Consider the following 26,192-nt stretch of genomic DNA (forward strand, 5'->3'; position numbering starts at 1 on the left):
GCCATGCCGATCAAGCCGCTTATCATTCTCCCCGATCCCATCCTGCGCCAGGTCTCCAAGCCGGTGGAGCGCGTCGACGCGCCATTGAGCAAACTGGCCGACGATATGCTGGCGACCATGTATGACGCACCCGGCATTGGGCTGGCGGCAATCCAGGTCGGCGAGCCGCTGCGGATGCTGGTGATCGATCTCGCCAAGGAAGACGAAACCCCGGCGCCACACGTCTTCATCAACCCGGAAATTCTCGAAAGCGCCGACGCGCGCTCCGTCTACGAGGAAGGCTGCCTGTCGATCCCGGATTACTATGCCGAGGTCGAGCGCCCGGCTTCGGTGCGGGTCAAATATCTCGACCGCGACGGCAAGCTGCAGGAGATCGAGGCCGAAGGGCTGATGGCAACCTGCCTGCAGCACGAGATCGACCATCTCAACGGTGTGCTGTTCATCGACCACATCTCGAAGCTGAAGCGCGACATGGTGGTGAAGAAGTTCAAGAAGCTCGCCAGGGACAAGGCGCCGGGCAAGCTGGTGGGGTAGGGCAATGCCCCTTCGCGTCATCTTCATGGGCACGCCGGAGTTTTCGGTGCCGACGCTGCGCGCCATCGCCGAGGCCGGCCACGAGATTTCAGCCGTCTACACGCAGCCGCCGCGCGCCGCCGGCCGGCGCGGGCTGGAACTGACGCCGTCGCCGGTGCAGCGCGAGGCCGGGCGGCTTGGCATCGAGGCGCGCACACCGACCTCGTTGAAGAGCGAGGCCGAGCAGGCCGCTTTTGCCGACCTGGGCGCCGATATCGCCGTGGTTGTCGCTTATGGATTGCTGTTGCCCAAGGCAGTTCTGGAGGCGCCCCGGCTTGGCTGCGTCAACGGCCACGCATCGCTTTTGCCGCGCTGGCGTGGCGCCGCGCCCATCCAGCGCGCCATCATGGCTGGAGACACGCAGACCGGCATGATGGTGATGCGCATGGAGGCGGGGCTGGATACCGGCCCGGTCGGATTGGTTGAAAAATGCGCCATCGGCCCCGATATGACAGCCGGCGATCTGCATGATCGGTTGATGAGTGTCGGCGCTGCCCTGATGGTGGAAGCGTTGGCGCGGCTGGAACAGAACACCTTGGCATTTACCGCGCAGGCGGCCGAAGGGGTGACTTACGCCAGGAAAATCGATAAGTCCGAGACGCGCGTGGAGTGGACACGGCCCGCGGCCGAGGTTCACAACCATATTCGTGGCCTGTCGCCCTTTCCCGGCGCCTGGTCCGAGATTGAAATTGGCGGCCGCATGGAACGGCTGAAACTGCTTCGCTCGACGCTATCCGAAGGCGTGTCGCCTTCGGAAGATTTGGGCGAGTCGGGAGGAATTCTCGATGACCGGCTGACGGTCGCCTGCGGAAAAGGCGCGGTCAGGCTGGTCGAAGTTCAACGTGCGGGCGGAAAGCCCGCCGCCGCGTCGGAATTCCTGCGCGGAGCCAAGATCGAAAAAGGACTGAAATTCTCATGAGCATGATGTCGATACGCGCGGCGACGCCGCGGGACCGCGAGGCCATTCGCCTCGTCGAGGAACACGCTTTCGGCCAGCAGACGGAGGCCGGCCTGGTCGACGCGTTGGTGACCGGCGGTGACGCCGTCGTCGAACTGGTGGCGGAAGAAGACGGCCAGGTCGTTGGCCACATCCTGTTTTCGCGGCTGTTCGTGCGCCACGGCGGCAAGAGCTTTGCCGCCGTGGCGCTTGCCCCGCTGGCGGTGGAGCCGTCCTTTCACGGCTCCGGCATCGGCGGCGCGTTGATCCGGGAGGCCCATATCCGGCTCAAGGAGGCTGGCGAGACGCTGGCCGTCGTGCTGGGCGACCCGGCCTATTACGGCCGTTTCGGCTACAGCCATGCCCGTGCCGGGAAGTTCGAGAGCGAATACCAAGGCGAGGCGCTGCAGGCGCTGGCCTGGGGCGACGCTCCTGAAGCCGGCAGGCTGGTCTACGCTTCCGCCTTCACCGCTCTCGCCGCCTAGGCGAGAGCGTCGCCGTCCCGGAATGCCGCGTTTTCGCCTCGATATCGAATATGACGGCAGCCTGTTTGCCGGCTGGCAGCATCAGGCCGACCAGCCTTCGGTGCAGCAGGCGATCGAGCAGGCGATCGAGAATTTCTGCGGCGAGGCGGTCCGGCTGCGCGCCGCCGGCCGCACCGATGCCGGCGTGCATGCGAGCGCGCAGGTGGCGCATGTCGACCTTGCCAAGGCGTGGCCCGACGACAAGGTGCGCGATGCCGTCAATGCACACCTGCAGGCGGCCGGTGCGCGCATCGTCATCCTGAAGGCCACGATCGTCCCGGATGATTTCGATGCCCGTTTCTCCGCCATCGGTCGGCACTATCTCTACCGCATCCTCAATCGGCGGGCGCCCTCGGCGCTGGAGAAGGGTAAGGTATGGTGGGTGCCGAAGCGGCTCGATGCCGCCGCCATGCACGAGGCGGCGAAGCTCCTGCTCGGCCGGCACGACTTCACCACCTTCCGCTCGACGCAGTGCCAGGCCAACAGCCCGATCAGGACATTGGAGCGGCTCGACGTGAGCCGAACGGGCGATGATCTCATCGAGGTGAGGGCATCGGCACGATCCTTTCTGCACAACCAGGTGCGCTCGATGGTCGGCTCGCTGAAGCGGGTCGGCGACGGCGGCTGGACATCGGGCGACCTCAAGGCGGCGCTGGAAGCGCGAGACCGCGCAGCCTGCGGCCAGGTAGCGCCGCCCGACGGGCTTTTTCTCATCGGCGTCGATTATCCCGGGTAGAACCCTGGTTCTATCCAGGATAAAGCCCGGAAAGGCTCTGGGCCCCGACATCGTCGGGCACGGAGATGCCAAGCACCATCTGCAGTCCGAACAGCACCAGCAGCGAAGCGACGAACATGCCGACGAAAACGGCGGTGCCGAAGGCAGCGCCCCTGCCGATCGTCGCGTTGGTCATGCGCCAGGTCAGCACCATCGACAGGGAAAATAATAGCAGCGACACAAGGCTCGAGACCTGGCTTGTCGAGGACAGGAAGAGCCTGATCAGCGCCGAAGGCAGCATCAGCCAGGCGGTGATCGCCGAGGCCCAGTTGCTGGCGACGACATAGTGGACGAAGCGCCCGCCGATGCCGGCGCGCCGCGCCACCAAGGCGAGCGCCACCAGCGGCAGCACCCAGGAGCCGATATCGACCGTCGCTAGTCGCACCAGCATGCTGAAGCGGCCGGCGAAGGCATCGGGATCGCCGATCTCGTTGGCGATGCCGACCCAGCCGACGATCAGCGCCGGTGCCGCGACGATGATGGCGAAGAACGAATTCCAGAAGCCGTCGGCCGTCAGGTCGAGCAGGCGCAGGCCGTCGGCCTTGCCGAGCATCAGCCGCCAGGCGCCGGTCAGCGAAGCTTGGGTTTCGTCCGCCGAAAGCATGCCGATCAGCCCTGTCCGAACCAGTCGTCGATGAAGCGCTGGTAGATCCGCGTCAGCGTTTCCAGATCGGCGATGGCCACGCGCTCGTCCACCATGTGCATGGTCTTGCCGACCAGGCCGAATTCGACCACCGGGCAATAGTCCTTGATAAAGCGCGCATCCGATGTGCCGCCGGAGGTGGATAGCGCCGGCTTTTTGCCGACCACCGCCTTGACCGAGCCGCTCAACGTCTCGACTAGCCTGTCGTCGCGGGTCAGGAAGACATGGCTCGGCCGGTCGCGCCAGACCAGCTCATAGTCGACTGGGGTCTTCTTGCCCGGCCGGTATTTCTTGCGCCCAGCCGCCTGATCGAGGCGGTTGTGGATTTCCGCCTGGACCGTCTCGGCCGTCCAGCTGTCGTTGAAGCGGATGTTGAAGGTGGCGGTTGCCTTGGCGGGAATGACATTGGTGGCCGGGTTGCCGACATCGATGGAGGTCACCTCGAGGTTGGTCGGCTGGAAATCCTTGGTTCCCTTGTCGAAGGCGGGATGCAGCAAGGCGTCCACCAGGCTCATCAGGCCCCGCACCGGATTGTCGGCAAGCTGCGGATAAGCGGCATGGCCCTGGCGGCCATTGACGGCGATGCTACCCGACATCGAGCCGCGCCGGCCGATCTTGACCATGTCGCCGAGCGTGTCCGGATTGGTCGGCTCGCCGACGATCGAGGCGTCCCATTTCTCGCCTTTGGACGCGGCCCATTCGAGCAGCTTGACCGTGCCGTTGATGGCCGGCCCTTCCTCGTCGCCGGTAATCAGCAGCGAGACTGAGCCCTTCGGGCCACCATTCGCCTCGACGTGGCGCGCCACCGCGGCGATGAAGCAGGCAATACCGCCCTTCATGTCGACCGCGCCGCGGCCATACATTTCGCCATTGGCGATGTCGGCGGCGAAAGGCGGATGCGTCCAGGCGGCTTCGTCGCCGACCGGCACCACGTCGGTATGACCCGCGAACATCAGATGCGGGCCATTGCCGGAGCGCCGTGCATAGAGGTTCTCGATGTCGGGCGTGCCGTCTTCGGAGAACACCGGCCGATCGACCAGGAAGCCGAGCGGCTTCAGCATCGCCTCCAGCGCGCTCAGTGCGCCGCCTTCGGCAGGTGTCACCGAGGCACAGCGGATGAGAGAGGCAAGGTTTGCGGCGGGGTCAGTAGGCAGCGTCATGGCAAAAGCGATAGTCGAAAGCGAATGGCCTGTCACGGCCAGACATAGGGCCAAGCCAATGGCCGACGATACCGCCGACATTATGGTTTTCATGTCGTATAGTTCTGGCTGATGCGGAGTAAGAGATGGCAAACGGCAAAAAGAGGATCGTCATTGCCGGCGCCGGCAGCATTGGCTGTTATGTCGGCGGCTGCCTGGCGCTCGCCGGGCGGCAGGTTGTCTTGTTTGCCAGGCCGCGCATCGAGGCATCGCTGTGGCAGGGCGGATTGCGCGTCAGCGACCTCGAGGGTCGCGATCGCCTGATCAAGCCGGCAGAGCTTGCCGTCACCACCGATCCGGCCGCGGCCTTGCCAGGGGCCGATGTGATCCTGGTCACCGTCAAGAGTGGCGCGACGTTGGAAATGGCGGCACTCATCAAGGCCCATGCCCGTCCCGATGCCGTGGTGGTGAGCCTTCAGAACGGCGTCGACAACGCCGACAGGCTCCGCGCGGCACTTGGCCCGCGAACGGTGCTGGCTGGCATGGTGCCGTTCAATGTCGTGCAATCAGCCGATGGAGAGCTGCCGCTGCGCGTCCACCGCGCCAGCGACGGCAAGGTGAAGGTTGAAGACGGCGATGCCCGCCTTGCGCACCTTCTCGACGCTGAAGGCCTGGCTGTCGAAACGCATGGTGATATGAAGGCCGTGCTGTGGGGCAAGCTTCTGATGAACCTGAACAATGCGCTGGTGGCGCTGTCAGGCCTGCCGCTGGCAACCGAACTTGCTGACCGGCGCTGGCGGCTGATCCTGGCCAGCCAGATCGACGAGGCCTTGCTGGCGATGAAGGCCTCCGGCATCGAGCCGGCCCGGATCGCCGGCCTGCGCCCGACGCTGCTGCCGAAGGTGCTCAGGTTGCCCGACTGGCTGTTCAAGCTCCTGGCTCGGCGCATGCTGGCGATCGATCCCGAGGCGCGCTCGTCGATGTGGGACGATCTGCAGCGTGGCCGGTCGACAGAAATCGACGACTTGCAGGGCGCCGTTTTGCGGCTCGCTGAAAAAGCCGGTACGCCGGCGCCGACGGTCCAGCTTATCAAGGCGCTGGTGCGCGCGGCGGAAGCCGAGCGGCTTGGCTCGCCGGACCTGGTGCCGGAGAAGGTTGTGGCGCCGCCGGCCGGCCGTCGATCAACGTGAACTTCTGCCAGATCTTGCGCGACAGGTTGGACGCCAGGTTCTCGATGTCGTTGACGCCGTCTATGACGACAGCGTCATTGACGGATTGGGCGAACAGCGCCGCGATCTTGCCGGTGATCGACAGCATTTCGGAGCAATAGTCGAGATAGCGCGCGAGATCCGCGGCATTGGTGAGACGGGCCGGCGAATGCGCCGTTGGCTTGAAGCTGGCCGACAGCGCCGCCGGATCCTTGGTCAACTGGTGCATGTCGATGACGTGGATCAGTGATCTGAGGCCATGCAACTGGCGAAACACCTGCTTGCGCTTGATGCGCTCCTCGGTGCGGATCAGGGCGAGGAAGCCGAGCACGGCGAGGATGATCATGTTGATCGTGGCTTCGATGCCTTGCACCGACTGCACCGCGTCGTCGGCTTGCGAGATGTGAATGAGCGGCAGGATGGTGCCAACGAACAGGAAGATCAGCGCGCCCCCGATGACGGCGGCGACGATGATGCCACGCAGCCACCAGATCGGCGCTTCCAGGGTCTTCGCGGCCTTGGCCAGATCGCGAGACAGCGAGACAAGTTCGGCGGCGACGCCGCGCAACCCGGCCTCCGGGAAACGGTCGGCCACACGCCATTCCAGCCGCTCGGCGGTTTCGATGATCAGTTTCGGATCAAGCGTGCGGTAGCGCATGGCGAGATATCCGATCGGCCCCCTAGAGCATGATGCCGAAAAGTTTGGAGCGGCTTTCCGACGACGTCATGCTCTATTTCTTTGATTCTGCCGGCTCGTTGGTGCGCTGGCCATAGCGGTTGGGTCCAGGCTGCCCTGGAAACAGGCACAACACAAGGAAGGCGACGATCGAGACGACCGGCACGAACAGGATCAGCGCGGCAATGCCCGGCCTGTCGAGGTCGTGCAGCCGCTTCACCGCCAGCGCAATGTTCGACCACAGCGAGGCGATGAAGGCGATGAAGAAGATGAATGACCACATGTTGCTCTCGGCCGAACCCTCCGGCACCAGCGTGAAGCGGTATAGCGGGAATGCCTGGATGATGGCGACGAGCAACCCGCCGAGAAAATAGGCCGCGCGGCTGACGCGGCCCGAGGTCTTGAAGAAAAGCCAGTTGAGATCCGATCTTTCAGGCAAGCGGGTCCGATCCATATTGATTGGCACCCCTGGTGCCTTCGAGAATGCCGAGTTCGACCAGCAGCCAGATGCCGCCGATGACGGGTACGAGGCCGATCAGCGTCCACCAGCCCGACTTGTTGCGGTCGTGCCAGCGTTTGGCATAGAGGGCAATCGCGAAATAGATCGATGCCAGCGCGAAGAGGATGCCTATGATGCCGATCTGGGCACCGCTGGCCGTGGTGAAACGCGTGCCGAGGATCGCATCGAGAATGAAAGCAATAACGCCGATAACGATGAATACGCCGATGCCAGCCCAGAACTTACCCCGGTTGATGCGGCCATCAAAGCTTGTGAGCAGATATTTCCAGTCCATGTCACCCCTCCAGTTGAACCAGCGCGACCGATTGTCGCGCCGGCGGAAGGTGCGCCTGCCCGGCGGAAAGATCAATCGCGCAGCAATTCGTTGATAGACGTTTTGGACCGGGTCTTGGCGTCGACTCGCTTGACGATGACGGCGCAGTAGAGACCTGGGCCCGGCTCGTTGTTTGGAAATGCCTTGCCCGGCAGCGAGCCGGCGACGACCACGGAATTCGGCGGCACCTCGCCATAGAAGATCTCGCCGGTGGCGCGGTCGACGATCTTGGTCGACTGGCCGATGAAGACGCCCATGCCGAGCACCGAGCCTTCGCGCACGATGCAGCCCTCGACCACTTCGGACCGCGCCCCGATGAAGCAATTGTCCTCGATGATGGTGGGGCCGGCCTGCATCGGCTCCAGCACGCCGCCGATGCCGACGCCGCCCGAAAGGTGGACGTTCTTGCCGATCTGGGCGCAGGAGCCTACCGAGGCCCAGGTATCGACCATGGTGCCGCTATCGACATAAGCGCCGACATTGACGAAGGACGGCATCAAAACCGCGCCCGGCGCAACATAGGCCGAACGGCGCACGATCGACGACGGCACGGCGCGGAAGCCCGCCTTCTCGAAATCGACGGCGCCCCAGCCGTCGAACTTGGACGCCACCTTGTCCCACCACACGGCCTCGCCGGGGCCGCCCTTGATGATCTCCATCGGATTGAGCCGGAAGGAGAGCAGCACCGCCTTCTTCAGCCACTGATTGACATGCCACTTGCCGTCGGCCTGCCGCTCGGCGACGCGGGCGGTGCCGCGGTCGAGCAGGTCGAGTGCCGACTGGATGGCGTCGCGCACCTCGCCGCGGGTCGCGGTCGAAATGGCGTCGCGTTCCTCGAAGGCCCTGTCGATGGTCCTTTCGAGGCTCGCCAGATCGGGCTTCGACATGAATTTGCTCCATTACCAAGCTGTTAAGGGGTGCGCCTTAACCTATTTAGAAGTCGCGCGGACCCCCCGGCAGGCTTTGCCTGCCTGAGTCTTTGCACTAGCAGGTTCTTGTCGCAAAACCGCCAGACACTTTTGCGGAACCTGCTTATGTTAAGGCTCAATGGGGGTCAATCGCGACTGCGTCACGGGACGACGCAAGTGAAGGAATGGACGGGTGGATTCGATGACTCCCATGGAAAAGGCGGGATGGACGCCGTTGCCGCATTCGGATGAGGATCTGGAGCGGTCGAAAAGCGTGCCGGACACGCCGCAAACTCGGGCCGAGACCTACCGCCTGGCTTGGAACGATCCCGACTTCATGACCCGGCGCGAGCTGCGCGCCGTCAGGCTGCAGCTGGAACTGCTGAAGCCGGAAATGATCCTCGCCGAGCGCGGCATTCGTTCGACCGTGATCCTGTTCGGCGGCGCGCGCCTCCCGGAGCCCGGCGGCGAGGCCTGGGCGGCCAAGAACGAGACGCAGAAGAAGAACCTCGAGGAGAACAGCAAATATTATGAGGAGGCGCGCAAATTCGCCCGCCTGTGTTCGCAGCAGTCGGCCACGTCATATTATCGCGAATACGTGGTGGTAACCGGTGGCGGTCCGGGCGTCATGGAAGCGGGAAACCGCGGCGCCGATGATGTCGGCGCGCCGTCGATCGGACTCAACATCGTGCTGCCGCACGAGCAGGCGCCGAACCCCTATGTGACGCCGGAGCTCTGTTTCAACTTCCACTATTTCGCCATCCGCAAGATGCACTTCGTCATGCGCGCCAAGGCCGTGGCGGTGTTTCCCGGCGGCTTCGGCACCATGGACGAGTTCTTCGAGACGCTGACGCTGATCCAGACCGGACGCATGGAGCGCGTGCCGGTGATCCTGTTCGGCAAGTCCTTCTGGAAACGTGCGATCAACCTCGACTTCCTCGCCGAGCAGGGCACGATCAGCCCCGGCGACCAGGACATCATCGATTTCGTCGACACAGCCGACGAAGCCTGGGGCATCATCAGCAGGTTCTACAAGCTAGGGAGTGAGTGAGTAGGGGATGGTGCGTAGTAGGTAGCGAAAGATGTTCTACTCACTACTCACTACTCACTACTCACTATTCCCGTCAAAAACTCCGCGAGATCGTCGGTGACGTAGTCGACGTCGTCTTCCTGCGCCGGGTCGCGTTCCCAGATTTCCGAGAAGGTCGGCTCGAAATTGCGCGGCACCACGAGAACCGTGGTCATGCCCAGCGACTTCGGCACGGCCAGGTTGCGGGCGAGGTCCTCGAACATCACCGCATTGTGGCCGGTGACGGCGTGCAGTTCGGCGAACTTCTCGTACGTCTGGCGCGCCGGCTTGGGATTGAGGCCGGCAGCGACGATATCGAAAATATCGTCGAAATGGTCGAGGATGCCAAGTTGCCGCGCCGTGCGTTCGGCATGCCTGCGGTCGCCATTGGTGAAGATGAACTTGCGGCCGGGAAGCTGGCGGATTGCGGTGCCGAGAACGGGATCGGGCACCAGCCACGAATAATCGATGTCATGGACCTTCTCCAGAAAGTCGTCGGGATCGATGCCGTGGCGCGTCATCAGCCCGTTCAGCGTCGTGCCGTATTCGCGATAGAGCTCCTTCTGCAGCTTGCGCGCGTCCTCGCGCGGCAGCGCCAGCAATTCCCCGACATAGGCGGTCATCTTGACGTCGATCTGCGAGAACAGATTCGAATGATGCGGGTAGAGCGTGTTGTCGAGGTCGAACACCCAGTCGGTGACATGGGCGAAGCGGGCGGGATCCGGATGCGTGGTCATGTGCTCCTTATGGCATGAAACAGGGCTTCTGAAAGGGACTTTATCCACAACTTCTGCGCGTCGAGAGTGGCGGAAATGGCCTGACGATTCAAATTTTAGCCATCCCCGAAAGGTCGCCTTCAGGGCTTGCTGGCACAGAGACAAGTCCTGTGTGGAGCCCGCGATGAACAGCATTATTCTCAAATCCGCCGCCGTCGCTTTCGCCTCCGTCGCTGCTTCGCTCCTGCTGACATTGATCATCGTCCCAGCCATGGGATTCCCGATAACGCGCACGATCTGGCTGACGTCGACAGTCTGTCCGCTGGTCCTTGCCTGGACGGCATGCGCCGGCACGTTCTGGCAGAGCGACAGGTTGAAAAATGCCCATCGCGAATTGGCCCGTGCCCACGCCCAACTCGCCGCGGCGCACCGCCGCCTGGCGGAAAAGGCGAGCCGCGACGACATGACCGGCATGCTCAACCGGGAAAGCTTCTTTGCCGCACTTGACGGTTCCCGGCGCAAGTCCGACCGTGGCGCGCTGCTGATCATAGACGCCGATCATTTCAAGAAGATCAATGACAGTTTTGGTCACCTGACCGGGGACGAGGCGCTGCTGTTGATCGCCAGCGCCATCGAGCGCGGCGTGCGCAGCGGCGATGTGCTCGGCCGGATCGGCGGCGAGGAGTTCGGCGCGTTTCTGACCGGAGCCACGGAACAGGAGGCCAAGCGAGTTGCCGAACGGATCCGTCGCGAGGTCGAGCTGATCCGCTTCCGGCCTGTCGATGAGCGAACCATTCCTTTGACCGTCAGCATCGGCGGCACCGTCTGTGGCGAGGACGTCACCGTATCGGACCTGATGCGCGCCGCCGACCGGCGCCTCTACCAGGCCAAACATGCGGGCCGCAACCTGACGATCCTCGATACGGACATTTCAGCGGCCGCGTGAGCCGACCGGCACAACCGGCCTGTTAAGGAATTGCTAACGCTGTTTGCATTCGGTTGTGCCGCTTCACTGCCTTGAGGCCGGCCTTGGCACGATACTGGCCTCTGTGAAGATGCGTGTGCCGTTCAAGGAATGTCATGCGCATCGAAGCCCCCTATCCGAGAGACCTGCCATGAGTTTCTTCCTCAAGAAAATGCCGCGCCGCATGATCGTGCAGGCGCTGATCGCCCTGCCTGCCCTGTCCCTGTTCCGCAAGCTGCCCGAGGCCGACGCGGCCTATGGCGGTCCATTGCGGGTCGAACCATCACGGGCCGACCCGAATGAGATCGTCGAGATCAATGGCTGGATCCTGAAGCGGAGTGACCTGGCATGATCTTCGACAGCTACGAGGCGTATCGCGCCGCTAATTTCGCGCCAAAGGTCTGTATCCTTGGTTCCGGCCCCGCCGGCACCACGATCGCCAGGAAACTTGGCGCGGCCGGCATCCCGGTCGTGGTGCTGGAAGCCGGTTCGCGGGAATTCAGCGACGAGTCGCAGGATTTCTACCGCGGCACCACGGTCGGCGATTTCTACTTCAATCTCGATATCACGCGGTTGCGGTTCATGGGCGGCAGCTCCAACCATTGGGCCGGCTGGTGCCGTGTACTCGACAAGCTGGATTTCGAGCCGAAGGCCTGGGCGCAGGATACGGGCTGGCCGATCCGCCTTACCGACATCGAGCCCTATCTGCCGCAAGTGCGCGATATTCTCGACCTTCCCGAATTCCGGCCGGATGTGCCAATCTCGGACGACATACGCTGGGTGCAGCTGATCAAGAGCCCGGCGGTGCGCTTTGCCGAAAAATACGCCGACGAACTGGATAAGAGCCAGAACATCGCGGTCGTGCTCAACACCTATGCCACCGAGCTCGCCGGCGACGGCAAGCGCGTGACCGGCGCCAGATTACGGTCCAACGGCCAGGATGCCGGCGCCTTCAGCGCGGACTATTTCATCGCCTGCACCGGCGGGCTGGAGAATTCGCGGCTGCTTCTGTGGTCGAACCAGCGGTCCAACGGCGGTGTCGTGCCCAATGCGGCGGCGCTTGGCCGCTACTGGATGGAACATCCGACCTTCGAGGGCGGCAATGCCATCCTGGCCAACTATGGCGAGTTCGAGGTCGATGCCGTCAACGAGGCCTTCTTCTCACCGACACTCGCCGCGATGGAGCGGCTGCGGATCATGAATTTCGGCATCCGGCTGATCGAAACGCCCTATCCGGGGGTCAAGAGCCTGATCGCCGATCTCGCCTGCACGGCGCCCAACATGGCCGAGTGGATGTCCTCCAAGCTCAGCCAGAATCTGCGCTGCGCGGCCCAGCTTTACGTCGCTTGGGAGCAAGCGCCACTGGCGTCCAACCAGATTGAGCTGTCAAAGACCGATGTCGACCACGCCGGCGTGCCGCGCATCGAGTTGCACTGGAAGAAATCGGACCTGGAGCGCCGTACCGTTCTCGAAGGGCTCAGGCTGTTCGGCACGACGCTGATCGAGAAGAATCTCGGCCGCGTGCGCATCGCCGACTGGATCAGCAATGGTGGCGATTATCCGACGAATGACGAGACGGCGGGCCACCATCACATGGGCGGCGCGCGCATGGGCACCGATGTCACTAGGAGCGTGGTCGACGCCAACTGCAAGGTGCACGGCATGGACAACCTCTATGTCGGCGGCTCCGCGGTGTTCTGCACATCCGGTCAAGCCAACCCGACGACGACGATCACCGCGCTGGCCTGCCGGCTGGGCGAACATCTGAGCAAGGTGGTCGCCGTCTGAGTGGCCTGGGTAAAACTTGACCGCGACGTTGAAGCCTCCCCCGGCGCCGATGACGGCGCCGGATGAGTTAGGCATGCTCAAAAACCGTAGATGGCGATACGCACCAGCACCGCCGCGGCGGCCAGCGCCACGAGCAGGATCCCGAGGCCGATGGGCGAACCCCATCCATACCATTCCATCGCCAGCTTGGCGTATTTGAACTCATCCTCGTGCGAGAGAGGGGGACGTTGTTGAATCACGCTCATTTTTCACTCCTTGCCGGCGGCCGGCCCTTGCCTTGTCCGGGCCGCGGCCGCATATTGCTGTAATGGTCTAAATGTTAGACAAATTGATAGTTAGATGATCGAAGTAAATTCGTCAAGCAAGAATCGCAACGAAATCACGGCCGCGATCGGCCATGCCGTCATGCAATGGCAGGACGCGACACAGGCCTATGACGAGGCGGTCGGGGCAAGACTCGGCCTCAACATGGCCGAGCGCCACTGTATCGGACTGCTCCATGGCGGCCCGCAATCGGCGGGCGCGGTCGCCACCGCGACCGGGCTGACGCCGGCCGCGGTGACGGCGCTGATCGACCGGCTGGCGGCGCGCGGCCTGCTGACGCGCACGCGCAGTCTCGAGGACAGGCGCAAGGTGGTGATCGAAGCGACCGAGGCGACGCGGGAGCTGTCGGCGCGCTATTACGGCGCCATCGCCAAGGAGGGCGAAAAAGTGATCGCCACCTTCAGCGACGCCGAGCTCGCGACCATCTCGCGCTTCGTCAACGCCGCGCTCGACCTGCAGCGCGCCCAGCTCGAGCGGCTGAAGGCCCAAGGGCCGGACGCCCGCGAGCTATAGGCGGGTGCCATGTGTTCGCGGCTTTCCTGCACACGTCGGCAGGGGAATGGAACTATTTCGGCTGAACCCCATAGGTGACAAGAAACGCCTCCACCGAGGCATCCGCATGTCGTTCAAGTTCGGCTTTGGAACGCCGGTTGCTTCCCGTGAACATAGCTTCATTCATAGGAATCCAGAGAAGCATTCCAAACAGATGGCTGGCTGCCAGATGGGGGTCACTGGTTCGCATCAGGCCTCGATTGGTGAGCTTTTCAAAGCAGGACGCCGTCGAGGCAAGCATGCGCTCAAAACCGTTGTCGTACCAGCTGCGACCAAGCTGCGGCATCCGATCCGCGTTGGCGATGATCAGGCGCCGCAGCTTCAACAGCTCCTCATCCATCAGCATCGTTATCAAACGCCGAGCAAGCTGCTGCAGGCCACCCTGCATGAATTTCGCCTCGGAAAGCAGTGTCGTCACGGATTCGATGACGTCGTTGACTTGGGTAGCGGTTGATAGAACGACTTCGGCGAAAAGTGTCTCCTTGTCCTTGAAATGCTTGTAGACGGTCTGCTTGGAAGCTCCCGCCCTGGTGGCGATTTCCTCCATGCTGGTGCCATCATAGCCCTTGCCGATGAACGCCGCCGTGGCCGCCTGGATGATTTCACGATCCTTGCGGGCCGACCTAGTCTCACCGTCGATCTCCATGGGCCTCCCTTGACCAGTACTAGACGGTACCGTTCCCGCATGATAGTCACCGTCATAGTACTAGACTGGCTAGTACCCGTCAACGAAAGCAGGGCTTGAATCGATGAGCAAAATGATCTTCCTCAATCTGCCGGTGCGCGATCTTCAGGCAGCGACCAACTTCTATCTCGCGATCGGAGGCACACTGAACCCGCAGTTCTCGAACGACCAGGCCAGCTCGATCATGTTCTCGGACTCCATCGGTGTCATGCTGCTGACGCACCAGCATTACGGCCAGTTCACAGCGCGGCGGATCGGCGACCCCAAACGTGAGAGCCAGATGCTGATCGCCCTCACCACGGACAGCAAGGACGAGGTCAATGCCTTGATCGAGAAGGGCGTGGCGGCAGGCGGCCGCGCTGATCCCAATCCGGCCCAGGATCTCGGTTTCATGTTCAACCGCCACATCGAAGATCCAGACGGCAACGTCTGGGAATTCCTGTGGATGAACCCCGCCGCCATGCAATAACCTGTCGGGATCAAAGCGTCTAAAGCGCGTCGCCCTGAAACGGATTCATGCGACGCGCTTTAGGTCCTTGAACCGCACTCTCACTTTACGCAATTCCGGATGCAAAACCGCTCCACACTTTCCGGAAATTGTCCCGGAGACGGCCAATCACGCCTGCCGTTCCGATCGGCCGAAGCGCCGTTCGAGATAGGCCTGGCCGAATTCCAGTGCGATCGACAGGATCCAGTAGATCATCGACGCGGTGATCAGCATCTCGATGTGGCGGAACTCCGTCTGGCCCATGGTGCGGGCGAGATACATGATCTCCCAGACGCCGACGACCGACACCAGCGAGGAATCCTTCAGCATGGCGATGAACTGGTTGCCGGTCGGCGGGATGATGACGCGCATGGCCTGTGGCAGGATGACCAGCGCCATGGTCTGGCCGGGGCTCAGGCCGAGCGCCGTGGCGCCTTCGCTTTGGCCGCGCGGGATGCTTTCGATGCCGGCGCGGAAGATCTCGGTCATGTAGGCGCCATAACACAGCGACAGGGCCACGATGCCGGCCGGCACCGCGCCGATCACATAGCCGACCTGCGGCAGGCCGAGATAGATGATGTAGATCTGCATCAGCAACGGCAGGCCGCGAAACAGCGACGTGTAGAAGGTGGCCAGCCCGTAAACGATGCCGTTGCCGGTCAGTTTGGCGATGGCCCCGACAAGCGCGATGGTCGTTGCGATCAGAATCGAGATCGCCGAAATGTAAAGCGTCGTGGTGACGCCCTGGGTGATCAGGAAGCCGACCTTCCTGGCAATGAAGGCAAAGGAGAGGTCGAAGGAATAGAAGAACAGCATCAGCAGCGCGAACAGCTCGATCCAGACGCCGGCGATCTGCTGGCGTCGGGGCAGCAGCAGCAGCAGCTTGCAATTCACCAGAACCAGGAGCGCGATCAACACGGCCGAGAGGGCGCGCGACAAGGCTGGATTGGCCTGCAACCAGTCGGATGCAAGCGGCATCACCGAGCCGATCCAGCTCGACTTGATGCCCATGGCGTAGAGGGCCGCGGCCAGCAGCGCGGGAAAAAGCGCGGCCGCCGCGTGGCGGGCGAGGCCTGGATGGGAGAGCATCAGCCTGCCGATCATGCCGTCACCTTGTCCTTGGTGGTGGCGCGGCGTTCCCGCCACCAGTCCTGCGTCTGCAATTTCCAGTAGGTGAGCTGCGCGGCAGCCAGGCCACCGGCGCCGCCGGCCCAGCTCAGTCCGAATGGCGCGAACTGCCGATACCGGTCCGAAGCGCCCAGAATGCCCTCGGCGACTACTTTTCCGGCAATCGCCGTGGTGTTGAGGCCATGGCCACCGAAAGCGGTGCAGTACCAGACGCCTGATTGCATCTCCCCGATCTGGGGCATCAGATGCCGGGCATAGGACATTAGACCAGACCAGGCCAATTCGGTCTTGAGGCCGGCAAGCTGCGGGTAGGTGCCGACCATTTCACGGCGCAATTCGCGCGCCAGCGCGTCGGCGGAAGCGGCACGCGTGGTGATGCGCCCGCCCCACAAAAGGCGATTGCCACTCTCGACCAGACGATAATAGTCGCCGGCCCGCCTGTTGTCGCCGACGGCATCCGTGGTGGCGATGGCTTGCGCGATGAGGCGGGGAGCCACCTCGGAAACCATCACATAGGTCGCGATGGGCAGAAAGGCGCGGTAGAGCTGGCCGAACACCGGGCCGGTATAGCCGCCGGTCGCGAGCACGATCTGGGGCGCCCGAAGCGTGCCCTGCCTCGTGCGCAGTATCTTTTGCGGTCCCGACAGGTCGCATTGGACGACCTCCGAACTCTCATGGATATTGCCGCCCAGCCGCTCGATCTCGTCGGCCAGGCAACGCAGATAGTTGAGCGGATGGATGTGAAAGGCGTTCGGGTCGCGCAGGCCTTGGTGGTAGCGAGCTGATTTCAGCACCGCGCGCACGTCTTCGCCGCGCAGATATTGAAGCTCGTAACCGTGGTCGCGGGCCATCCGGTCGGCATAGGCCTTCAGCGCATCGCCGCCGTCGTAGCGCAAGACGCTGAGCAGGCCGGCACGCGGCTGGGCGGCCGATATTCCGAGCGCCTCGATAGTGTCGCGCACGAATTCCATGCCTTCGATCGACAGCCGGTGCAGGTCGCGCGCTGCCTCTCCGCCGACACGTGCGGCGATAGTGTCGCCGCCGGTGGCGAAGCCGGGTGTGACGAAGCCGCCATTGCGTCCCGAAGCGCCGAAACCGACGACCTGGGCTTCCAGCACGACGACGTGCAGTCCGGCGCGCGCCAGCTGCAGCGCTGTCGTCAGTCCGGCCAATCCGGCGCCGACGACGGCCACGTCACATCGCGCCTCGCCTTCGAGCGGGGGCCGCGTCTTCGGGTCGGTCAGGGTGCGGGCGTAATAGGTGTCCGGATAGGCCATCGACGACTTTGCGGTGAGGGGCATTCATGAGGTGGGGTGACGCCCGCCGGCTGCCGAGGGGGCAGCCGGCGGCATGACTTATTTGGCGCTGTAGTCCTTGCCGTACCACTTCGTGGTCAGCGCGGCGAGCGTGCCGTCCGTCTTCATTTCGGTGATGATGCCCCCGACTTTCGCGGTCCACTCGGGATCCTTCTTCTCGGCGATGACGACGAGCGGCTCGCGGAAGGCGTACTCGCCTTCCAGGATCTTCACGGGATAGCCGTTCTTGATGGCGTTCTGCGCCGTCTGTTCCGGCGCGATCACGGCATTCAGGCGCACGCCGTCGCCAAGCCGCAGGTCATCGAAGGGAAGCATGGAATCCGCGTAGGTGCGGATCTCGCCCGGCTCGAGCTTGTATTCGATGGGAGCCAGGCCAGGCGCGTCGATTTCGAGCTTGCGGCGGATGAAATCCTCAGAGGTGGTGGCTGTCTCGACGCCGATGATCTTGCCGTTGAGATCGGCGACCGACTTCGCGCCGCTGTCCTTGTGCAGGACGTAGACGTAGGGGCTGTAATAATAGATGCCGACAAAGTCGATCACCTTGGAGCGGGCCTTTGTCGGCGTGACCGATCCGACGCCAAGGTCGTAGCGTCCCTGCCAGCGCCCGCCGGTCAACGTCGCCCAGTCGGGCGTTTCGAACGAGACGTCGACACCAAGCCGCTTGCCGATCTCGCGCGAGACATCGATGTCGAAACCGGCGAGTTCGTTGCTGTCGTTGAGAAAGCTCTGTGGCGGCCAGGCCGCGTTGGTGGCGATGACCATCGCCTTTTTCGACGTGACGCGGTCCAGGGTTTCACCGGCGATGGCTGCCGTCGTGATGGCGAATGTCGCGGCGGCAAGAACGGCGAAATTGAGCAGCTTTTTCATAGTTATCCCTCCCTTGTGGTTGAACTGATAGGTTGAGTGGCCGACGTCGAACCTCAGCGCTTCAGTGACGGGTTCAACCGAATCGGTTTCGGACGTTGCCCATCACAGCCAAAGCTGATTCCCCCTGATGGACCGGCGTTTGTGACCCCAGACAGTCAGGTCGCAAAAAGAAGGGTTCCACCCGGCGAAATGCGGGATAATGGCGATCGCGCAGTCATTGCGTCCCTTGAGACGACAAAGTGCCGGATATGTTGGCCTTGTTCCGTTCGCCGCTGCCAGTATTGCGGATTGTCGCGAGGGCTGTTCAGCCGATAGGATCGCGGTGGTTAGTAAGGGGATCGAGCGAGAGGTTTTGTTTGTGGAATTGACCGAGAAGGATCGTCAGTTGCTCGCGCTGATGCAGAAGAACGCGCGTGAGCCGGTCGCGTCACTGGCGCGACAGCTCGGCGTGTCGCGGACAGCGCTGCAGGAGCGGATCCAGAAGCTGGAGGCCGGCGGCATCATCGAAGGCTATACCGTGCGGCTGGCCAAGACGGTGGCCCAGAACGCCGTCCACTGTTTCACCCTCGCCGCCCTGAACAACAAGAGCTATCCGGACGTCTCCAGAAGGATCAAGGCGATGCCCTCCATCCAGGCGGTCTATGCCATAACCGGTGAATGGGATCTGATCATCCACCTTGCCGCCGAGACGCTCGAGAAGCTGAACCGGGAGGTGAATGCCCTGAATGAAATCAGCGGCGTCGTCAAAACCGCTTCCCACGTGGTGATGGAGACGAAGTTCAACCGGACCATCTACGCATTGTAGGACATGGCGATGCCCCGGCGGCGAAGGAGAACTCGGCCAGCCGGGACGTTGTGCCCATGCCGCTGAAACTACACCTTCGCAGGGTCGAGCGCCGGCTGGCCCTTGCGGCGCGCGACGATCACTTCGAAATCCGCCGTCTGGAAGGCATCGCGCAAGGCGTCGAAGGACGGCAGCACGAAATAGGCGCGCTGGAACTTGTCGATCTCGTAGCCGGTGCGCATCACCGTTTCCAGGTCGAACGGCACATGGTGGGCGTCGTTGCTCTGGACGGCGAACTGCAACTCGGTGAACGACGACATCAGGCCGGCGCCAAACGCCTTCAGCGGCTGGCCGTTCTCCTGAATCAGGCCATATTCGGCCGTGTACCAGTAGAGCCGGGTGATCATCTCGTCGCCGCCCAGCGCAATGATGTCGCCGGCCTTCTTGCCATACATCTGCATGAAATCGGCAAACACCGGCTGCGACAGGACCGGTACATGGCCGAAGAAGTCATGGAACATGTCCGGCTCGACGATATAGTCGAGTTCCTGCGTGGTCCGCAGCCAGTTAGTGACCGGGAAGCGGCGGTTGGCGAGGTGGTCGAAGAAAGGTGCCGCAGGAATGAGGCCCGGCACGGCGACGATTTCCCAACCGGTCAGCTTACGCAGCTTGGTGCTGACGTCCTCGAAATCGGGGATGCGGTCGAGAAGGCCGAGCTTCTCGACGCCGTCGAGATAGGAGTGATGGGCGAGCTTTTGCGTCAGCTTGGTCTGGCGGTCGCACAGCGTGCGCCACACCGCCTGCTCCTCGGTCGAATAGTCATAAGCCTGCCCCACGGTGAAATCCGCGCGGCACACTGAATAGTCGCCGCGCAATCCTTGCGCCGCGCAGTCGCGGGCGTATTCGGCAACGCTCATCGTCGTCATGGGTTTTCTCCTCGCACAGCATCAATGCTTGACTGCAGCAAGGCTAACCCGATCTGTCGAGGCAAATTGGCTTTGATGATGGCTCCCTCGCCATATTCGAGATAACATTCACTCGTAATTCGCATAGGAGGAGTGAAATTGCCTCAATTCGACGATTTTGAGATCAAGATGCTGGATGTCCTGCAACGCAACGGCCGCAAACCCGTTTCCGAGCTGGCGCAGGAGGTCGGCCTCTCCACCACGCCCTGCGCGCGGCGCTTCGATGCCCTGCAGGAAGCCGGCATCATCAAGGGCTTTGCCGCGGTGATCAGCCGCCGCGCCGTCGGCCTGATGGTCGAGGTATTCATCCAGGTGCGGCTCGTCAGTCACAGCGACGGCTCGCCTGAGAGCTTCATTGCAGCCGTTCAGCGCATGGATGAGGTGTCGTCGTGCTGGACGATGACCGGCGACCACGACTTTTTGCTGCATGTCATGGTGCCCTCGGTCGACGAGCTCAACGCCTTCGTCATGCATCGGCTGATGCGGCTCGACGGCGTGCGCGACGTCCACACGCAGCTGGTGCTGCAGAACATCAAGGGACCCGGGCACGTGCCGCTCGCGCATCTCAGGCGGTGATGCGCATCCGCGTTTCTGCGGAAAAGCTGCCCGCAAACTGCTGAACCCGGCCCCTTCGGCGACCAGCTCTGGAACCAGCATGCACGGACCATCCCTCCCGAGGTCCGCATGAAAATCGTCCTGATCAATCCGCCACACACCGCCATCGGCAGCCGCGTGCCCGACGATCACTTGCCGCCGCTTGGCCTGCTGGCGATCGGCGGCCCGCTGCTCGACGCCGGTCATCAAGTGCGGCTCGTCGATGCCCAGTTCGGGCCGATGCCGCTCGCCTCGGTTGTCTCGGAAGCCCTGAAGGACTGTCCCGACTTCGTTCTGATCGGCCATTCCGGCTCGACCTCGGCACATCCGACCGCCTTGTTGATCGCCGGGATGATCAAGGCGCGCGCGCCGGCGACGATCATCCTCTATGGCGGCGTCTTTCCCACCTATCACTGGCGCGACATCTTGGCGTCAACCGACGCCTTCGACTTCATCGTGCGCGGCGAGGGCGAGGCGACCGTGGTGGCGCTGGTCGAGGCGCTGGAGATGCGCCAGCCGCCGGCAAGCGTGGCCGGCATCGCCTGTCGCGACGATCTTAACCGTCCCTTCGCCACGCAAGCGGCGACGACCATCGCCGACCTCGACGCCTACCGCGTCGGCTGGGAGCTGATCGACCACCGCAGATACAGCTACTGGGGAGGCAAGCGTGCGGTGGTCATGCAGTTTTCGCGCGGCTGTCCGCATCTGTGCAATTATTGCGGCCAGCGCGGCTTCTGGACCCGCTGGCGGCATCGCGACCCAGTCAAGTTCGCCAAGGAGATCGCCTGGCTGCACCGCGAGCATGACGTCGAACTGATCAACCTGGCGGATGAAAATCCGACGGTTTCTAAAAAGGCCTGGCGCGCCTTTCTCGAAGCCTTGATTGCCGAGAACGTGCCGGTGCTGATCGTCGGCTCGACTCGCGCCGACGACATCGTGCGCGATGCCGACATGCTACACCTCTACCGCCGGGCCGGTGTCATCCGCTGGCTGCTCGGCATGGAAAACACCGACGAGCAGACGCTGCAATTGATCCGCAAGGGCGGCAGTACCTCGTCCGATCGTGAAGCGATACGGCTGCTGCGGACGCACGGCATCCTGTCCATGGCGACCTGGGTGGCCGGCTTCGAGGATGAGGGACTTCGCGATCTGTGGCGCGGCTTTCGCCAGCTCCTCGCCTACGACCCCGACCAAATCCAGGCGCTCTATGTGACGCCGCATCGCTGGACGCCGTTTTTCAGGATCGCGCGGGAGCGCAAGGTCATCCAGAGGGATGCTCGCCTGTGGGATTACAAGCACCAGGTGCTGCACATGACCCGGCTGAAGCCGTGGATGCTGTTCTTCTCGGTCAAGCTGATTGAGCTCGCCGTGCAGTCGAGGCCGAAGGCGCTGGCGCGCATCCTGTTCCACCCCGATCCCGAGCAGCGGCATTCGATGCGCTGGTATACGCGGATGGGCCGCCGCGTCTGGTTCCGGGAGGTCTGGGGTTTTCTGGTGACCGACCGCCGGGTGAAAGGCGGCCCGACGCTCGCCGAATTCTGGGGCGCACCGCAGGACACCGAGGAGGAATCGATGGCTTTCGGGCGGCCGGTTACAAAGCCGGCCTTCCCGCGGCCGTAAATCGCGGCCTGCCAGGCAGAAGATTAGCCGGCTGACAAGCAGCATTATGGCACGATCAGTGTGCCGGCGCCGTGTTCGGTGAACAGTTCGAGCAGCACCGAATGCGGCGTCTTGCCGTTGAGGATGACGACGCCTTCAACCCCGCGCTCGATCGCCTCGATGCAGGTCTCGACCTTGGGGATCATGCCGCCGGAAACCGTGCCGTCCTTGATCAGCGCCTTGGCCTCGGCGACCGTCAGCTCGTCGATCAGCTTCTTGTCCTTGTCGAGCACGCCCGGCACGTCGGTGAGGAACAGCAGGCGCGAGGCCTTGCATGCGCCTGCGATGGCGCCGGCGAAAGTGTCGGCGTTGATGTTGTAGGTATGGCCGTCGCGGCCGGGTGCGACCGGCGCCAGCACGGGGATCATTTCGGAGCGCGCCAGAAGGTCGAGTAGCGTGCGGTCGACCTCGACCGGCTCGCCGACGAAGCCGAGATCGAGCACGCGCTCGATGTTGGAGTCGGGGTCGATCATCGTCTTGCGCGCCTTTTCGGCGAACACCATGTTGCCGTCCTTGCCGCACAGGCCGATCGCCCATTCGCCCTCGGCGTTGATCAGCGCGACGATTTCCTTGTTGATCGACCCGGCCAGCACCATCTCGACGATCTCGACCGTCTTTTGGTCGGTGACGCGCAGGCCGCCCTCGAACTTGGATTCGATGCCCATCTTGGCCAGCATGGCGCCAATCTGCGGTCCGCCGCCATGGACGACGATCGGGTTGACGCCGGACTGCTTAAGCAGCGCGATGTCGCGCGCGAAGGCCTTGCCGAGTTCGAGATCGCCCATGGCATGGCCGCCATACTTCACCACGACCGTCTTGTGCTCGTAGCGCTGCATGTAGGGCAGCGCGCGCGACAAGAGGGCTGCCTGCATTTCGGCGGTGGCGGCGATGTCCGTCATCGGCGTGGTTCCCTGGATGATAGCTAAAGACGGCGGCGTCTTAGCGGGAATTGACGCGAGCCGCAAATGGCATTGCTGTCATAGTCGGTTCACGGTGTCGTCATTGTGACGGCACCATCAACGGCGCCCGCCGCGTCAGCCAGCCCGAGATTTTCTCCATCTGCGCGGCGAGCGACAAAAGTGTTTCCTCGTCGCCCGGCCGACCGGCGGCCTGGATGCCGAGCGGCAGGCCGGCGTCCGTGACATGGACGGGCAGCGCGATCGACGGCTGGCCGCTGACATTGTGGATCGCCGGCCAATGCGTGAACCAAAGGCTCTTGTCCATTAACTGGCCGAACAGCGGTTTGATCTTGAGCAGCGCGGTAAGATGAAGCTTGTCCAGCAGGTTTTCGATCAGTTCGTCGGCGCCTTTCGGATCCATGGCGCCGCAGGCAAGCGGCGGGTGCGCGATGATAGGCATCAGCACCGCGTCATATCGCGCGGTCTCCGTGATCAGTTGCCGCGAGGTGGCATGCAGACGCTGCAGGCCGGCATAGGTTTCGCCGGCCGAGACCATCTCGCCCAGCCGGCCGAGCACGCGCGTGGCGCGCTCGATATCACCCGTCACGGAGCGGCCGACGCGCAGCGCTTCACCGCGCAACGAGCCGGCGACGGCGGAAGCGACCGTCGTGCAGAAATCGGCGAAGAAATCGCGACCGATAAAGGGCAGATCGATGTCCTCGACCGAGTGGCCGCCCTCCCGGGCGAGCGCCACGGCAATGTCGAGCGCCTTCAGCGTTTCGGCCGAAATCGGAAGGCCTAGCGGCGACTTGCGGTACACCGCCAGCCTGAGCTTGCCGGGATCCCGTGCGGCAGCGGCAGTGAACGTGTCCTTTGGCGGCCGCGCGGCATAAGGCGCGAGCGTATCGGGACCATGGGTGAGGTCGAGCAGCAGCGCGCAGTCGCGCACCGAGCGGGTGACGGCGTGATCGACGACCATCCCGTACCAGCTTTCGCTCACCAGCGGGGATAGCGGGACACGGCCGCGCGAGGTCTTGAGGCCGACAAGGCCGCTGCAGGCCGAAGGCACGCGGATCGAGCCGCCGCCATCCGACGCATGCGCCACCGGCACGACGCCGGCGGCGACCAGCGCCGCCGAACCGCCCGACGAGCCGCCGGTGGTGTGGCCGGTATTCCAGGGATTGCGGGTGACGCCAAAGGCCTTGGATTCCGTCATCAGCCGCAGCCCGTGCTCGGGTGACGTCGAGGTGACGATCGGAATCAACCCGGCGGCGAGATAGCGCTCGGTCATCACCGAGTTGAAATCGGGCACCCAGGCCGGAATGCGGCTGCCGCCATGCGAGGGCACGCCGTTGATGGCGATGCCGAGATCCTTGATGGCGAAGGGGACCCCGGCCAGCGGCAGCGAATGGTCGATGCTCTTTGCCCGCATCCGTGCCGTCTCATAGAGCGGCTCGGCCGTGGCATTGATTTCGGGGCGGGTCGCCTCGGCGCGGGCGATTGCCGCTTCGGTCACCTCGATCGCCGACAGTTCCCCCTTGCGCACCAGACCTGCAAGGCCGGTTGCGTCTTCTTCCCAAAGGATTCGTTCAACCGACATGCGCGCTCCCCATTGCCCGCCAAGCTAGTCAGCGGCAATTCCCTTGGCAATCGCAGCCTGCGCCTGGACGCCGAACTTTAGGTGCACAGCATATTTCCGGCGTTGCAAATACAGCGCAATTGCCTAATTTGGCGCGCATGACGCCGCAGGACATTACCAAGCTGATCGTCCGGACTTCGATGAAGGATCGGGCAGCGTTCGATCTGCTTTACCGGCACACCAGTGCGAAACTTTTCGGCGTATGCCTTCGTGTATTGAACGACCGGGGAGATGCTGAAGAAGCGCTGCAGGAAGTCTTCGTCAAGATATGGACCAAGGCGGATCGCTTTGCTGTCTCCGATCTGAGCCCGATCTCCTGGCTGGTGGCAATCGCGCGCAATCATGCGATCGATCGCATCCGAGCGCGGCGCAAGCCCGCCGTCGATATCGATGCCGCGCTCGACGTGGCCGATCCGGCGCCGGGACCTGAAGCGATGGTGGTGGCGGGCGACGAATCCGAGCGGATCCATCATTGTCTCGATGAGTTGGAGAAAGACCGGGCGGCGGCCGTCCGGGGTGCTTACCTCAAGGGCGAAAGCTATGCCGAGCTGGCGGAACGCCACGGCGTGCCGTTGAACACGATGCGTACCTGGCTGCGCCGCAGCCTGATGAAGCTCAGGGAATGTCTGGAAAGATGACGCTGGCAGAGGACAACGGACCGGAACGAGGAGGCGACGACCTGTTCGCAGCCGAATACGTTCTTGGCGTGCTGCCGGACGAAGAGCGGCAGATCGCTTCCAGGCGCATCGAAGCCGAGACCGATTTCGCACGGCTTGTCGACGGCTGGGAAGTTCACCTCTCGCCGATGGCATCAGCCTATCCGGAAATCGAGCCCGCCGCTTCGGTGAAGCCGGCGATCGACCGCCGGTTGTTTTCGTCGGCATCGGCAACGTCAACTGAAGCACGCGCCAGCCTCTGGTCCAGCCTCGCCTTCTGGCGCGGCCTTGCTGTGGCGGCTGTTGCCGCGCTGGCGCTCTACGTCGCCGTTCCCTATGTCAACCGGCCGGCTGAACAGCCGCAGGCTCGACTGGTCGCTTCGCTGGCCGCCGACGGCAGTGACGTCAAATATCTCGCCGTCTATGATTCCGAACGGCATGAAGTCAGCCTCTCGCATGTTTCCGGCGCGCTCGCCGCCGGCAAGGACTTCGAACTCTGGATGATCGAGGGCAAGAACGCGCCGATCTCGATGGGCGTCATCCCGGCTGGTGGGACGGCGCATATTGGCGTCTCGCCTACCACGCAGCGGAAACTCGCGCAGGGCGCCGTGCTGGCCGTCAGTCTCGAACCGGCCGGCGGCTCGCCGACCGGGCAGCCCACCGGGCCGGTGGTTGCCGCGGGCGATTTGAAGGGCATCTGATCGAGCTTTCGCACTGGGGCGCCAATAGAACATGCTCAGTCTATCTTCCATCCGCATATGTCCAAATGACCCAGTAGGCCGGTGAATTGCCGTGCCAAAATTTTTTCCACAGCGAAACAAATCAAAAATCAGCGAAATATTCTGAAACTCACGCATCTGTGTTCCGTATCTCCTTGCGTCCCC

31 protein-coding genes are annotated in these 26,192 nt (G+C 63.3%); 16 read left to right on the plus strand and 15 right to left on the minus strand.

All coding sequences use genetic code 11. The annotated features are described in order from the left end of the window. The first annotated feature begins 3 nt into the window (after positions 1-3). The 4 genes from def to truA are packed head-to-tail and all read left to right on the plus strand — an operon-like array spanning position 4 to position 2,770. Positions 4-534: a peptide deformylase gene (def, locus tag AC3CB8_RS05620; RefSeq protein ID WP_352564429.1), complete on the plus strand. Its 531-nt coding sequence runs from the start codon at positions 4-6 to the stop codon at positions 532-534. A gap of 4 nt (positions 535-538) precedes the next feature. Next, on the plus strand, positions 539-1,492 hold the full coding sequence (fmt, locus tag AC3CB8_RS05625; RefSeq protein ID WP_352564427.1) for a methionyl-tRNA formyltransferase: 954 nt from the start codon (positions 539-541) through the stop codon (positions 1,490-1,492). Beyond that, positions 1,489-1,995, plus strand: a complete 507-nt coding sequence (locus tag AC3CB8_RS05630; RefSeq protein WP_023772275.1) for a GNAT family N-acetyltransferase — start codon at positions 1,489-1,491, stop codon at positions 1,993-1,995. The genes fmt and AC3CB8_RS05630 overlap by 4 nt, the downstream gene beginning before the upstream one ends. A 22-nt stretch (positions 1,996-2,017) precedes the next feature. Beyond that, positions 2,018-2,770: a tRNA pseudouridine(38-40) synthase TruA gene (truA, locus tag AC3CB8_RS05635; RefSeq protein WP_023781819.1), complete on the plus strand. Its 753-nt coding sequence runs from the start codon at positions 2,018-2,020 to the stop codon at positions 2,768-2,770. Positions 2,771-2,780: 10 nt separating this feature from the next. Here truA and AC3CB8_RS05640 read toward each other — a convergent pair whose 3' ends face one another. Both AC3CB8_RS05640 and dapE read right to left on the minus strand, forming a co-directional pair. Beyond that, positions 2,781-3,413: a transporter gene (locus AC3CB8_RS05640; protein WP_352564424.1), complete on the minus strand. Its 633-nt coding sequence runs from the start codon at positions 3,411-3,413 to the stop codon at positions 2,781-2,783. A gap of 5 nt (positions 3,414-3,418) precedes the next feature. After that, positions 3,419-4,612, minus strand: coding sequence for a succinyl-diaminopimelate desuccinylase (dapE, locus tag AC3CB8_RS05645; RefSeq protein WP_352564422.1), 1,194 nt, complete (start codon positions 4,610-4,612; stop codon positions 3,419-3,421). Between the two features lie 125 nt (positions 4,613-4,737). Here dapE and AC3CB8_RS05650 point away from each other — a divergent pair, with 125 nt between their 5' ends. After that, positions 4,738-5,781, plus strand: coding sequence for a 2-dehydropantoate 2-reductase (locus AC3CB8_RS05650; protein ID WP_352564420.1), 1,044 nt, complete (start codon positions 4,738-4,740; stop codon positions 5,779-5,781). Here AC3CB8_RS05650 and AC3CB8_RS05655 read toward each other — a convergent pair. The 4 genes from AC3CB8_RS05655 to dapD all read right to left on the minus strand — a co-directional run bounded on the left by AC3CB8_RS05655 (position 5,681) and on the right by dapD (position 8,195). Continuing rightward, positions 5,681-6,457, minus strand: coding sequence for a hypothetical protein (locus AC3CB8_RS05655; protein WP_352564418.1), 777 nt, complete (start codon positions 6,455-6,457; stop codon positions 5,681-5,683). The genes AC3CB8_RS05650 and AC3CB8_RS05655 overlap by 101 nt on opposite strands. Positions 6,458-6,530: 73 nt before the next feature. Then, positions 6,531-6,914, minus strand: coding sequence for a DUF805 domain-containing protein (locus AC3CB8_RS05660; protein ID WP_023793124.1), 384 nt, complete (start codon positions 6,912-6,914; stop codon positions 6,531-6,533). Continuing rightward, positions 6,907-7,269, minus strand: a complete 363-nt coding sequence (locus tag AC3CB8_RS05665) for a DUF805 domain-containing protein (protein ID WP_023772282.1) — start codon at positions 7,267-7,269, stop codon at positions 6,907-6,909. Before AC3CB8_RS05665 ends, AC3CB8_RS05660 begins: the two co-directional genes overlap by 8 nt. 71 nt (positions 7,270-7,340) lie before the next feature. Next, the gene (gene dapD / locus AC3CB8_RS05670) at positions 7,341-8,195 is read right to left on the minus strand and encodes a 2,3,4,5-tetrahydropyridine-2,6-dicarboxylate N-succinyltransferase (RefSeq protein WP_023772283.1); all 855 of its coding nucleotides are present in this window, start codon (positions 8,193-8,195) and stop codon (positions 7,341-7,343) included. A 223-nt stretch (positions 8,196-8,418) separates the two neighbouring features. On the opposite strand from dapD, the gene AC3CB8_RS05675 reads away from it, so the two are divergent. Beyond that, positions 8,419-9,267 (plus strand): LOG family protein, encoded by an 849-nt coding sequence (locus tag AC3CB8_RS05675; protein ID WP_023793123.1) that lies wholly within the window; start codon positions 8,419-8,421, stop codon positions 9,265-9,267. 50 nt (positions 9,268-9,317) lie between these two features. Here AC3CB8_RS05675 and AC3CB8_RS05680 read toward each other — a convergent pair whose 3' ends face one another. After that, the gene (locus AC3CB8_RS05680; protein WP_352564416.1) at positions 9,318-10,022 is read right to left on the minus strand and encodes a pyrimidine 5'-nucleotidase; all 705 of its coding nucleotides are present in this window, start codon (positions 10,020-10,022) and stop codon (positions 9,318-9,320) included. 163 nt (positions 10,023-10,185) lie between these two features. Here AC3CB8_RS05680 and AC3CB8_RS05685 point away from each other — a divergent pair, with 163 nt between their 5' ends. From AC3CB8_RS05685 to AC3CB8_RS05695, 3 genes are all read left to right on the plus strand, one after another. After that, positions 10,186-10,947 carry a GGDEF domain-containing protein gene (locus AC3CB8_RS05685; protein ID WP_023772285.1) on the plus strand — a complete coding sequence of 254 codons (762 nt, stop codon included), beginning with the start codon at positions 10,186-10,188 and terminating at the stop codon, positions 10,945-10,947. A 169-nt stretch (positions 10,948-11,116) separates the two neighbouring features. Continuing rightward, entirely contained in the window at positions 11,117-11,317 is a 201-nt protein-coding gene (locus AC3CB8_RS05690; RefSeq protein ID WP_023781811.1) for a hypothetical protein, read from the plus strand. Then, positions 11,314-12,753, plus strand: a complete 1,440-nt coding sequence (locus tag AC3CB8_RS05695; protein ID WP_352564414.1) for a GMC oxidoreductase — start codon at positions 11,314-11,316, stop codon at positions 12,751-12,753. The genes AC3CB8_RS05690 and AC3CB8_RS05695 overlap by 4 nt, the downstream gene beginning before the upstream one ends. Positions 12,754-12,830: 77 nt before the next feature. On the opposite strand, the gene AC3CB8_RS05700 is transcribed toward AC3CB8_RS05695, so the two are convergent. After that, complete coding sequence (locus tag AC3CB8_RS05700) at positions 12,831-12,998, minus strand: hypothetical protein (protein WP_023772288.1); 168 nt, start codon at positions 12,996-12,998, stop codon at positions 12,831-12,833. Between the two features lie 94 nt (positions 12,999-13,092). Between AC3CB8_RS05700 and AC3CB8_RS05705 the strand changes: the two genes are divergently transcribed. Then, positions 13,093-13,590: a MarR family winged helix-turn-helix transcriptional regulator gene (locus tag AC3CB8_RS05705; RefSeq protein ID WP_352564412.1), complete on the plus strand. Its 498-nt coding sequence runs from the start codon at positions 13,093-13,095 to the stop codon at positions 13,588-13,590. A gap of 52 nt (positions 13,591-13,642) precedes the next feature. Here AC3CB8_RS05705 and AC3CB8_RS05710 read toward each other — a convergent pair whose 3' ends face one another. Beyond that, positions 13,643-14,275, minus strand: coding sequence for a TetR/AcrR family transcriptional regulator (locus AC3CB8_RS05710; protein ID WP_023772290.1), 633 nt, complete (start codon positions 14,273-14,275; stop codon positions 13,643-13,645). 103 nt (positions 14,276-14,378) lie between these two features. Here AC3CB8_RS05710 and AC3CB8_RS05715 point away from each other — a divergent pair, with 103 nt between their 5' ends. Continuing rightward, the gene (locus tag AC3CB8_RS05715) at positions 14,379-14,783 is read left to right on the plus strand and encodes a VOC family protein (protein ID WP_023772291.1); all 405 of its coding nucleotides are present in this window, start codon (positions 14,379-14,381) and stop codon (positions 14,781-14,783) included. A 147-nt stretch (positions 14,784-14,930) separates the two neighbouring features. On the opposite strand, the gene AC3CB8_RS05720 is transcribed toward AC3CB8_RS05715, so the two are convergent. The 3 genes from AC3CB8_RS05720 to AC3CB8_RS05730 all read right to left on the minus strand — a co-directional run bounded on the left by AC3CB8_RS05720 (position 14,931) and on the right by AC3CB8_RS05730 (position 18,112). Beyond that, complete coding sequence (locus tag AC3CB8_RS05720; protein WP_023772292.1) at positions 14,931-15,905, minus strand: amino acid ABC transporter permease; 975 nt, start codon at positions 15,903-15,905, stop codon at positions 14,931-14,933. Beyond that, a complete protein-coding gene (locus AC3CB8_RS05725) occupies positions 15,902-17,206 on the minus strand; it encodes an NAD(P)/FAD-dependent oxidoreductase (protein WP_352564409.1) in 1,305 nt (434 codons plus the stop codon). The genes AC3CB8_RS05720 and AC3CB8_RS05725 overlap by 4 nt, the downstream gene beginning before the upstream one ends. Before the next feature lie 78 nt (positions 17,207-17,284). After that, on the minus strand, positions 17,285-18,112 hold the full coding sequence (locus AC3CB8_RS05730; protein ID WP_023772294.1) for a transporter substrate-binding domain-containing protein: 828 nt from the start codon (positions 18,110-18,112) through the stop codon (positions 17,285-17,287). Positions 18,113-18,311: 199 nt separating this feature from the next. Here AC3CB8_RS05730 and AC3CB8_RS05735 point away from each other — a divergent pair, with 199 nt between their 5' ends. Beyond that, positions 18,312-18,917: an Lrp/AsnC family transcriptional regulator gene (locus AC3CB8_RS05735; RefSeq protein WP_352550107.1), complete on the plus strand. Its 606-nt coding sequence runs from the start codon at positions 18,312-18,314 to the stop codon at positions 18,915-18,917. 68 nt (positions 18,918-18,985) lie between these two features. Here the strand turns inward: AC3CB8_RS05735 and phhA are convergent, their stop codons facing one another. After that, positions 18,986-19,822, minus strand: coding sequence for a phenylalanine 4-monooxygenase (gene phhA, locus AC3CB8_RS05740; RefSeq protein WP_023772296.1), 837 nt, complete (start codon positions 19,820-19,822; stop codon positions 18,986-18,988). A gap of 138 nt (positions 19,823-19,960) precedes the next feature. Here phhA and AC3CB8_RS05745 point away from each other — a divergent pair, with 138 nt between their 5' ends. Then, positions 19,961-20,437: an Lrp/AsnC family transcriptional regulator gene (locus AC3CB8_RS05745; RefSeq protein WP_023772297.1), complete on the plus strand. Its 477-nt coding sequence runs from the start codon at positions 19,961-19,963 to the stop codon at positions 20,435-20,437. 108 nt (positions 20,438-20,545) lie between these two features. Beyond that, positions 20,546-22,075, plus strand: a complete 1,530-nt coding sequence (bchE, locus tag AC3CB8_RS05750; RefSeq protein ID WP_352564407.1) for a magnesium-protoporphyrin IX monomethyl ester anaerobic oxidative cyclase — start codon at positions 20,546-20,548, stop codon at positions 22,073-22,075. A gap of 44 nt (positions 22,076-22,119) precedes the next feature. Here the strand turns inward: bchE and argB are convergent, their stop codons facing one another. Further along, the gene (gene argB, locus AC3CB8_RS05755) at positions 22,120-23,013 is read right to left on the minus strand and encodes an acetylglutamate kinase (protein ID WP_023781805.1); all 894 of its coding nucleotides are present in this window, start codon (positions 23,011-23,013) and stop codon (positions 22,120-22,122) included. A gap of 100 nt (positions 23,014-23,113) precedes the next feature. Next, positions 23,114-24,613 carry an amidase gene (locus AC3CB8_RS05760; RefSeq protein WP_352564405.1) on the minus strand — a complete coding sequence of 500 codons (1,500 nt, stop codon included), beginning with the start codon at positions 24,611-24,613 and terminating at the stop codon, positions 23,114-23,116. 137 nt (positions 24,614-24,750) lie between these two features. Here AC3CB8_RS05760 and AC3CB8_RS05765 point away from each other — a divergent pair, with 137 nt between their 5' ends. Continuing rightward, a complete protein-coding gene (locus AC3CB8_RS05765) occupies positions 24,751-25,290 on the plus strand; it encodes a sigma-70 family RNA polymerase sigma factor (RefSeq protein ID WP_023772300.1) in 540 nt (179 codons plus the stop codon). Continuing rightward, on the plus strand, positions 25,287-26,009 hold the full coding sequence (locus AC3CB8_RS05770) for an anti-sigma factor (protein ID WP_023772301.1): 723 nt from the start codon (positions 25,287-25,289) through the stop codon (positions 26,007-26,009). The genes AC3CB8_RS05765 and AC3CB8_RS05770 overlap by 4 nt, the downstream gene beginning before the upstream one ends. Positions 26,010-26,192: the final 183 nt, after the last annotated feature.

The sequence above is a fragment of the Mesorhizobium sp. P160927 genome (genome assembly GCF_057766385.1).

Excerpts from the sequence above, each read along its gene's own strand:
- fmt (WP_352564427.1), top strand. The coding sequence starts at position 539 with ATGCCCCTTCGCGTCATCTTCATGGGCACGCCGGAGTTTTCGGTGCCG.
- AC3CB8_RS05640 (WP_352564424.1), bottom strand. The coding sequence starts at position 3,413 with ATGCTTTCGGCGGACGAAACCCAAGCTTCGCTGACCGGCGCCTGGCGG.
- dapD (WP_023772283.1), bottom strand. The coding sequence starts at position 8,195 with ATGTCGAAGCCCGATCTGGCGAGCCTCGAAAGGACCATCGACAGGGCC.
- AC3CB8_RS05735 (WP_352550107.1), top strand. The coding sequence starts at position 18,312 with ATGGCGATCGCGCAGTCATTGCGTCCCTTGAGACGACAAAGTGCCGGA.
- AC3CB8_RS05760 (WP_352564405.1), bottom strand. The coding sequence starts at position 24,613 with ATGTCGGTTGAACGAATCCTTTGGGAAGAAGACGCAACCGGCCTTGCA.
- def (WP_352564429.1), top strand. The coding sequence starts at position 4 with ATGCCGATCAAGCCGCTTATCATTCTCCCCGATCCCATCCTGCGCCAG.
- AC3CB8_RS05630 (WP_023772275.1), top strand. The coding sequence starts at position 1,489 with ATGAGCATGATGTCGATACGCGCGGCGACGCCGCGGGACCGCGAGGCC.
- AC3CB8_RS05720 (WP_023772292.1), bottom strand. The coding sequence starts at position 15,905 with ATGATCGGCAGGCTGATGCTCTCCCATCCAGGCCTCGCCCGCCACGCG.
- phhA (WP_023772296.1), bottom strand. The coding sequence starts at position 19,822 with ATGACGACGATGAGCGTTGCCGAATACGCCCGCGACTGCGCGGCGCAA.
- bchE (WP_352564407.1), top strand. The coding sequence starts at position 20,546 with ATGAAAATCGTCCTGATCAATCCGCCACACACCGCCATCGGCAGCCGC.
- AC3CB8_RS05665 (WP_023772282.1), bottom strand. The coding sequence starts at position 7,269 with ATGGACTGGAAATATCTGCTCACAAGCTTTGATGGCCGCATCAACCGG.
- AC3CB8_RS05695 (WP_352564414.1), top strand. The coding sequence starts at position 11,314 with ATGATCTTCGACAGCTACGAGGCGTATCGCGCCGCTAATTTCGCGCCA.
- AC3CB8_RS05655 (WP_352564418.1), bottom strand. The coding sequence starts at position 6,457 with ATGCGCTACCGCACGCTTGATCCGAAACTGATCATCGAAACCGCCGAG.
- AC3CB8_RS05680 (WP_352564416.1), bottom strand. The coding sequence starts at position 10,022 with ATGACCACGCATCCGGATCCCGCCCGCTTCGCCCATGTCACCGACTGG.
- AC3CB8_RS05770 (WP_023772301.1), top strand. The coding sequence starts at position 25,287 with ATGACGCTGGCAGAGGACAACGGACCGGAACGAGGAGGCGACGACCTG.
- AC3CB8_RS05705 (WP_352564412.1), top strand. The coding sequence starts at position 13,093 with ATGATCGAAGTAAATTCGTCAAGCAAGAATCGCAACGAAATCACGGCC.
- truA (WP_023781819.1), top strand. The coding sequence starts at position 2,018 with ATGCCGCGTTTTCGCCTCGATATCGAATATGACGGCAGCCTGTTTGCC.
- dapE (WP_352564422.1), bottom strand. The coding sequence starts at position 4,612 with ATGACGCTGCCTACTGACCCCGCCGCAAACCTTGCCTCTCTCATCCGC.
- AC3CB8_RS05715 (WP_023772291.1), top strand. The coding sequence starts at position 14,379 with ATGAGCAAAATGATCTTCCTCAATCTGCCGGTGCGCGATCTTCAGGCA.
- AC3CB8_RS05710 (WP_023772290.1), bottom strand. The coding sequence starts at position 14,275 with ATGGAGATCGACGGTGAGACTAGGTCGGCCCGCAAGGATCGTGAAATC.
- AC3CB8_RS05700 (WP_023772288.1), bottom strand. The coding sequence starts at position 12,998 with ATGAGCGTGATTCAACAACGTCCCCCTCTCTCGCACGAGGATGAGTTC.
- AC3CB8_RS05685 (WP_023772285.1), top strand. The coding sequence starts at position 10,186 with ATGAACAGCATTATTCTCAAATCCGCCGCCGTCGCTTTCGCCTCCGTC.
- AC3CB8_RS05650 (WP_352564420.1), top strand. The coding sequence starts at position 4,738 with ATGGCAAACGGCAAAAAGAGGATCGTCATTGCCGGCGCCGGCAGCATT.
- AC3CB8_RS05675 (WP_023793123.1), top strand. The coding sequence starts at position 8,419 with ATGACTCCCATGGAAAAGGCGGGATGGACGCCGTTGCCGCATTCGGAT.
- AC3CB8_RS05690 (WP_023781811.1), top strand. The coding sequence starts at position 11,117 with ATGAGTTTCTTCCTCAAGAAAATGCCGCGCCGCATGATCGTGCAGGCG.
- AC3CB8_RS05765 (WP_023772300.1), top strand. The coding sequence starts at position 24,751 with ATGACGCCGCAGGACATTACCAAGCTGATCGTCCGGACTTCGATGAAG.
- argB (WP_023781805.1), bottom strand. The coding sequence starts at position 23,013 with ATGACGGACATCGCCGCCACCGCCGAAATGCAGGCAGCCCTCTTGTCG.
- AC3CB8_RS05730 (WP_023772294.1), bottom strand. The coding sequence starts at position 18,112 with ATGAAAAAGCTGCTCAATTTCGCCGTTCTTGCCGCCGCGACATTCGCC.
- AC3CB8_RS05725 (WP_352564409.1), bottom strand. The coding sequence starts at position 17,206 with ATGGCCTATCCGGACACCTATTACGCCCGCACCCTGACCGACCCGAAG.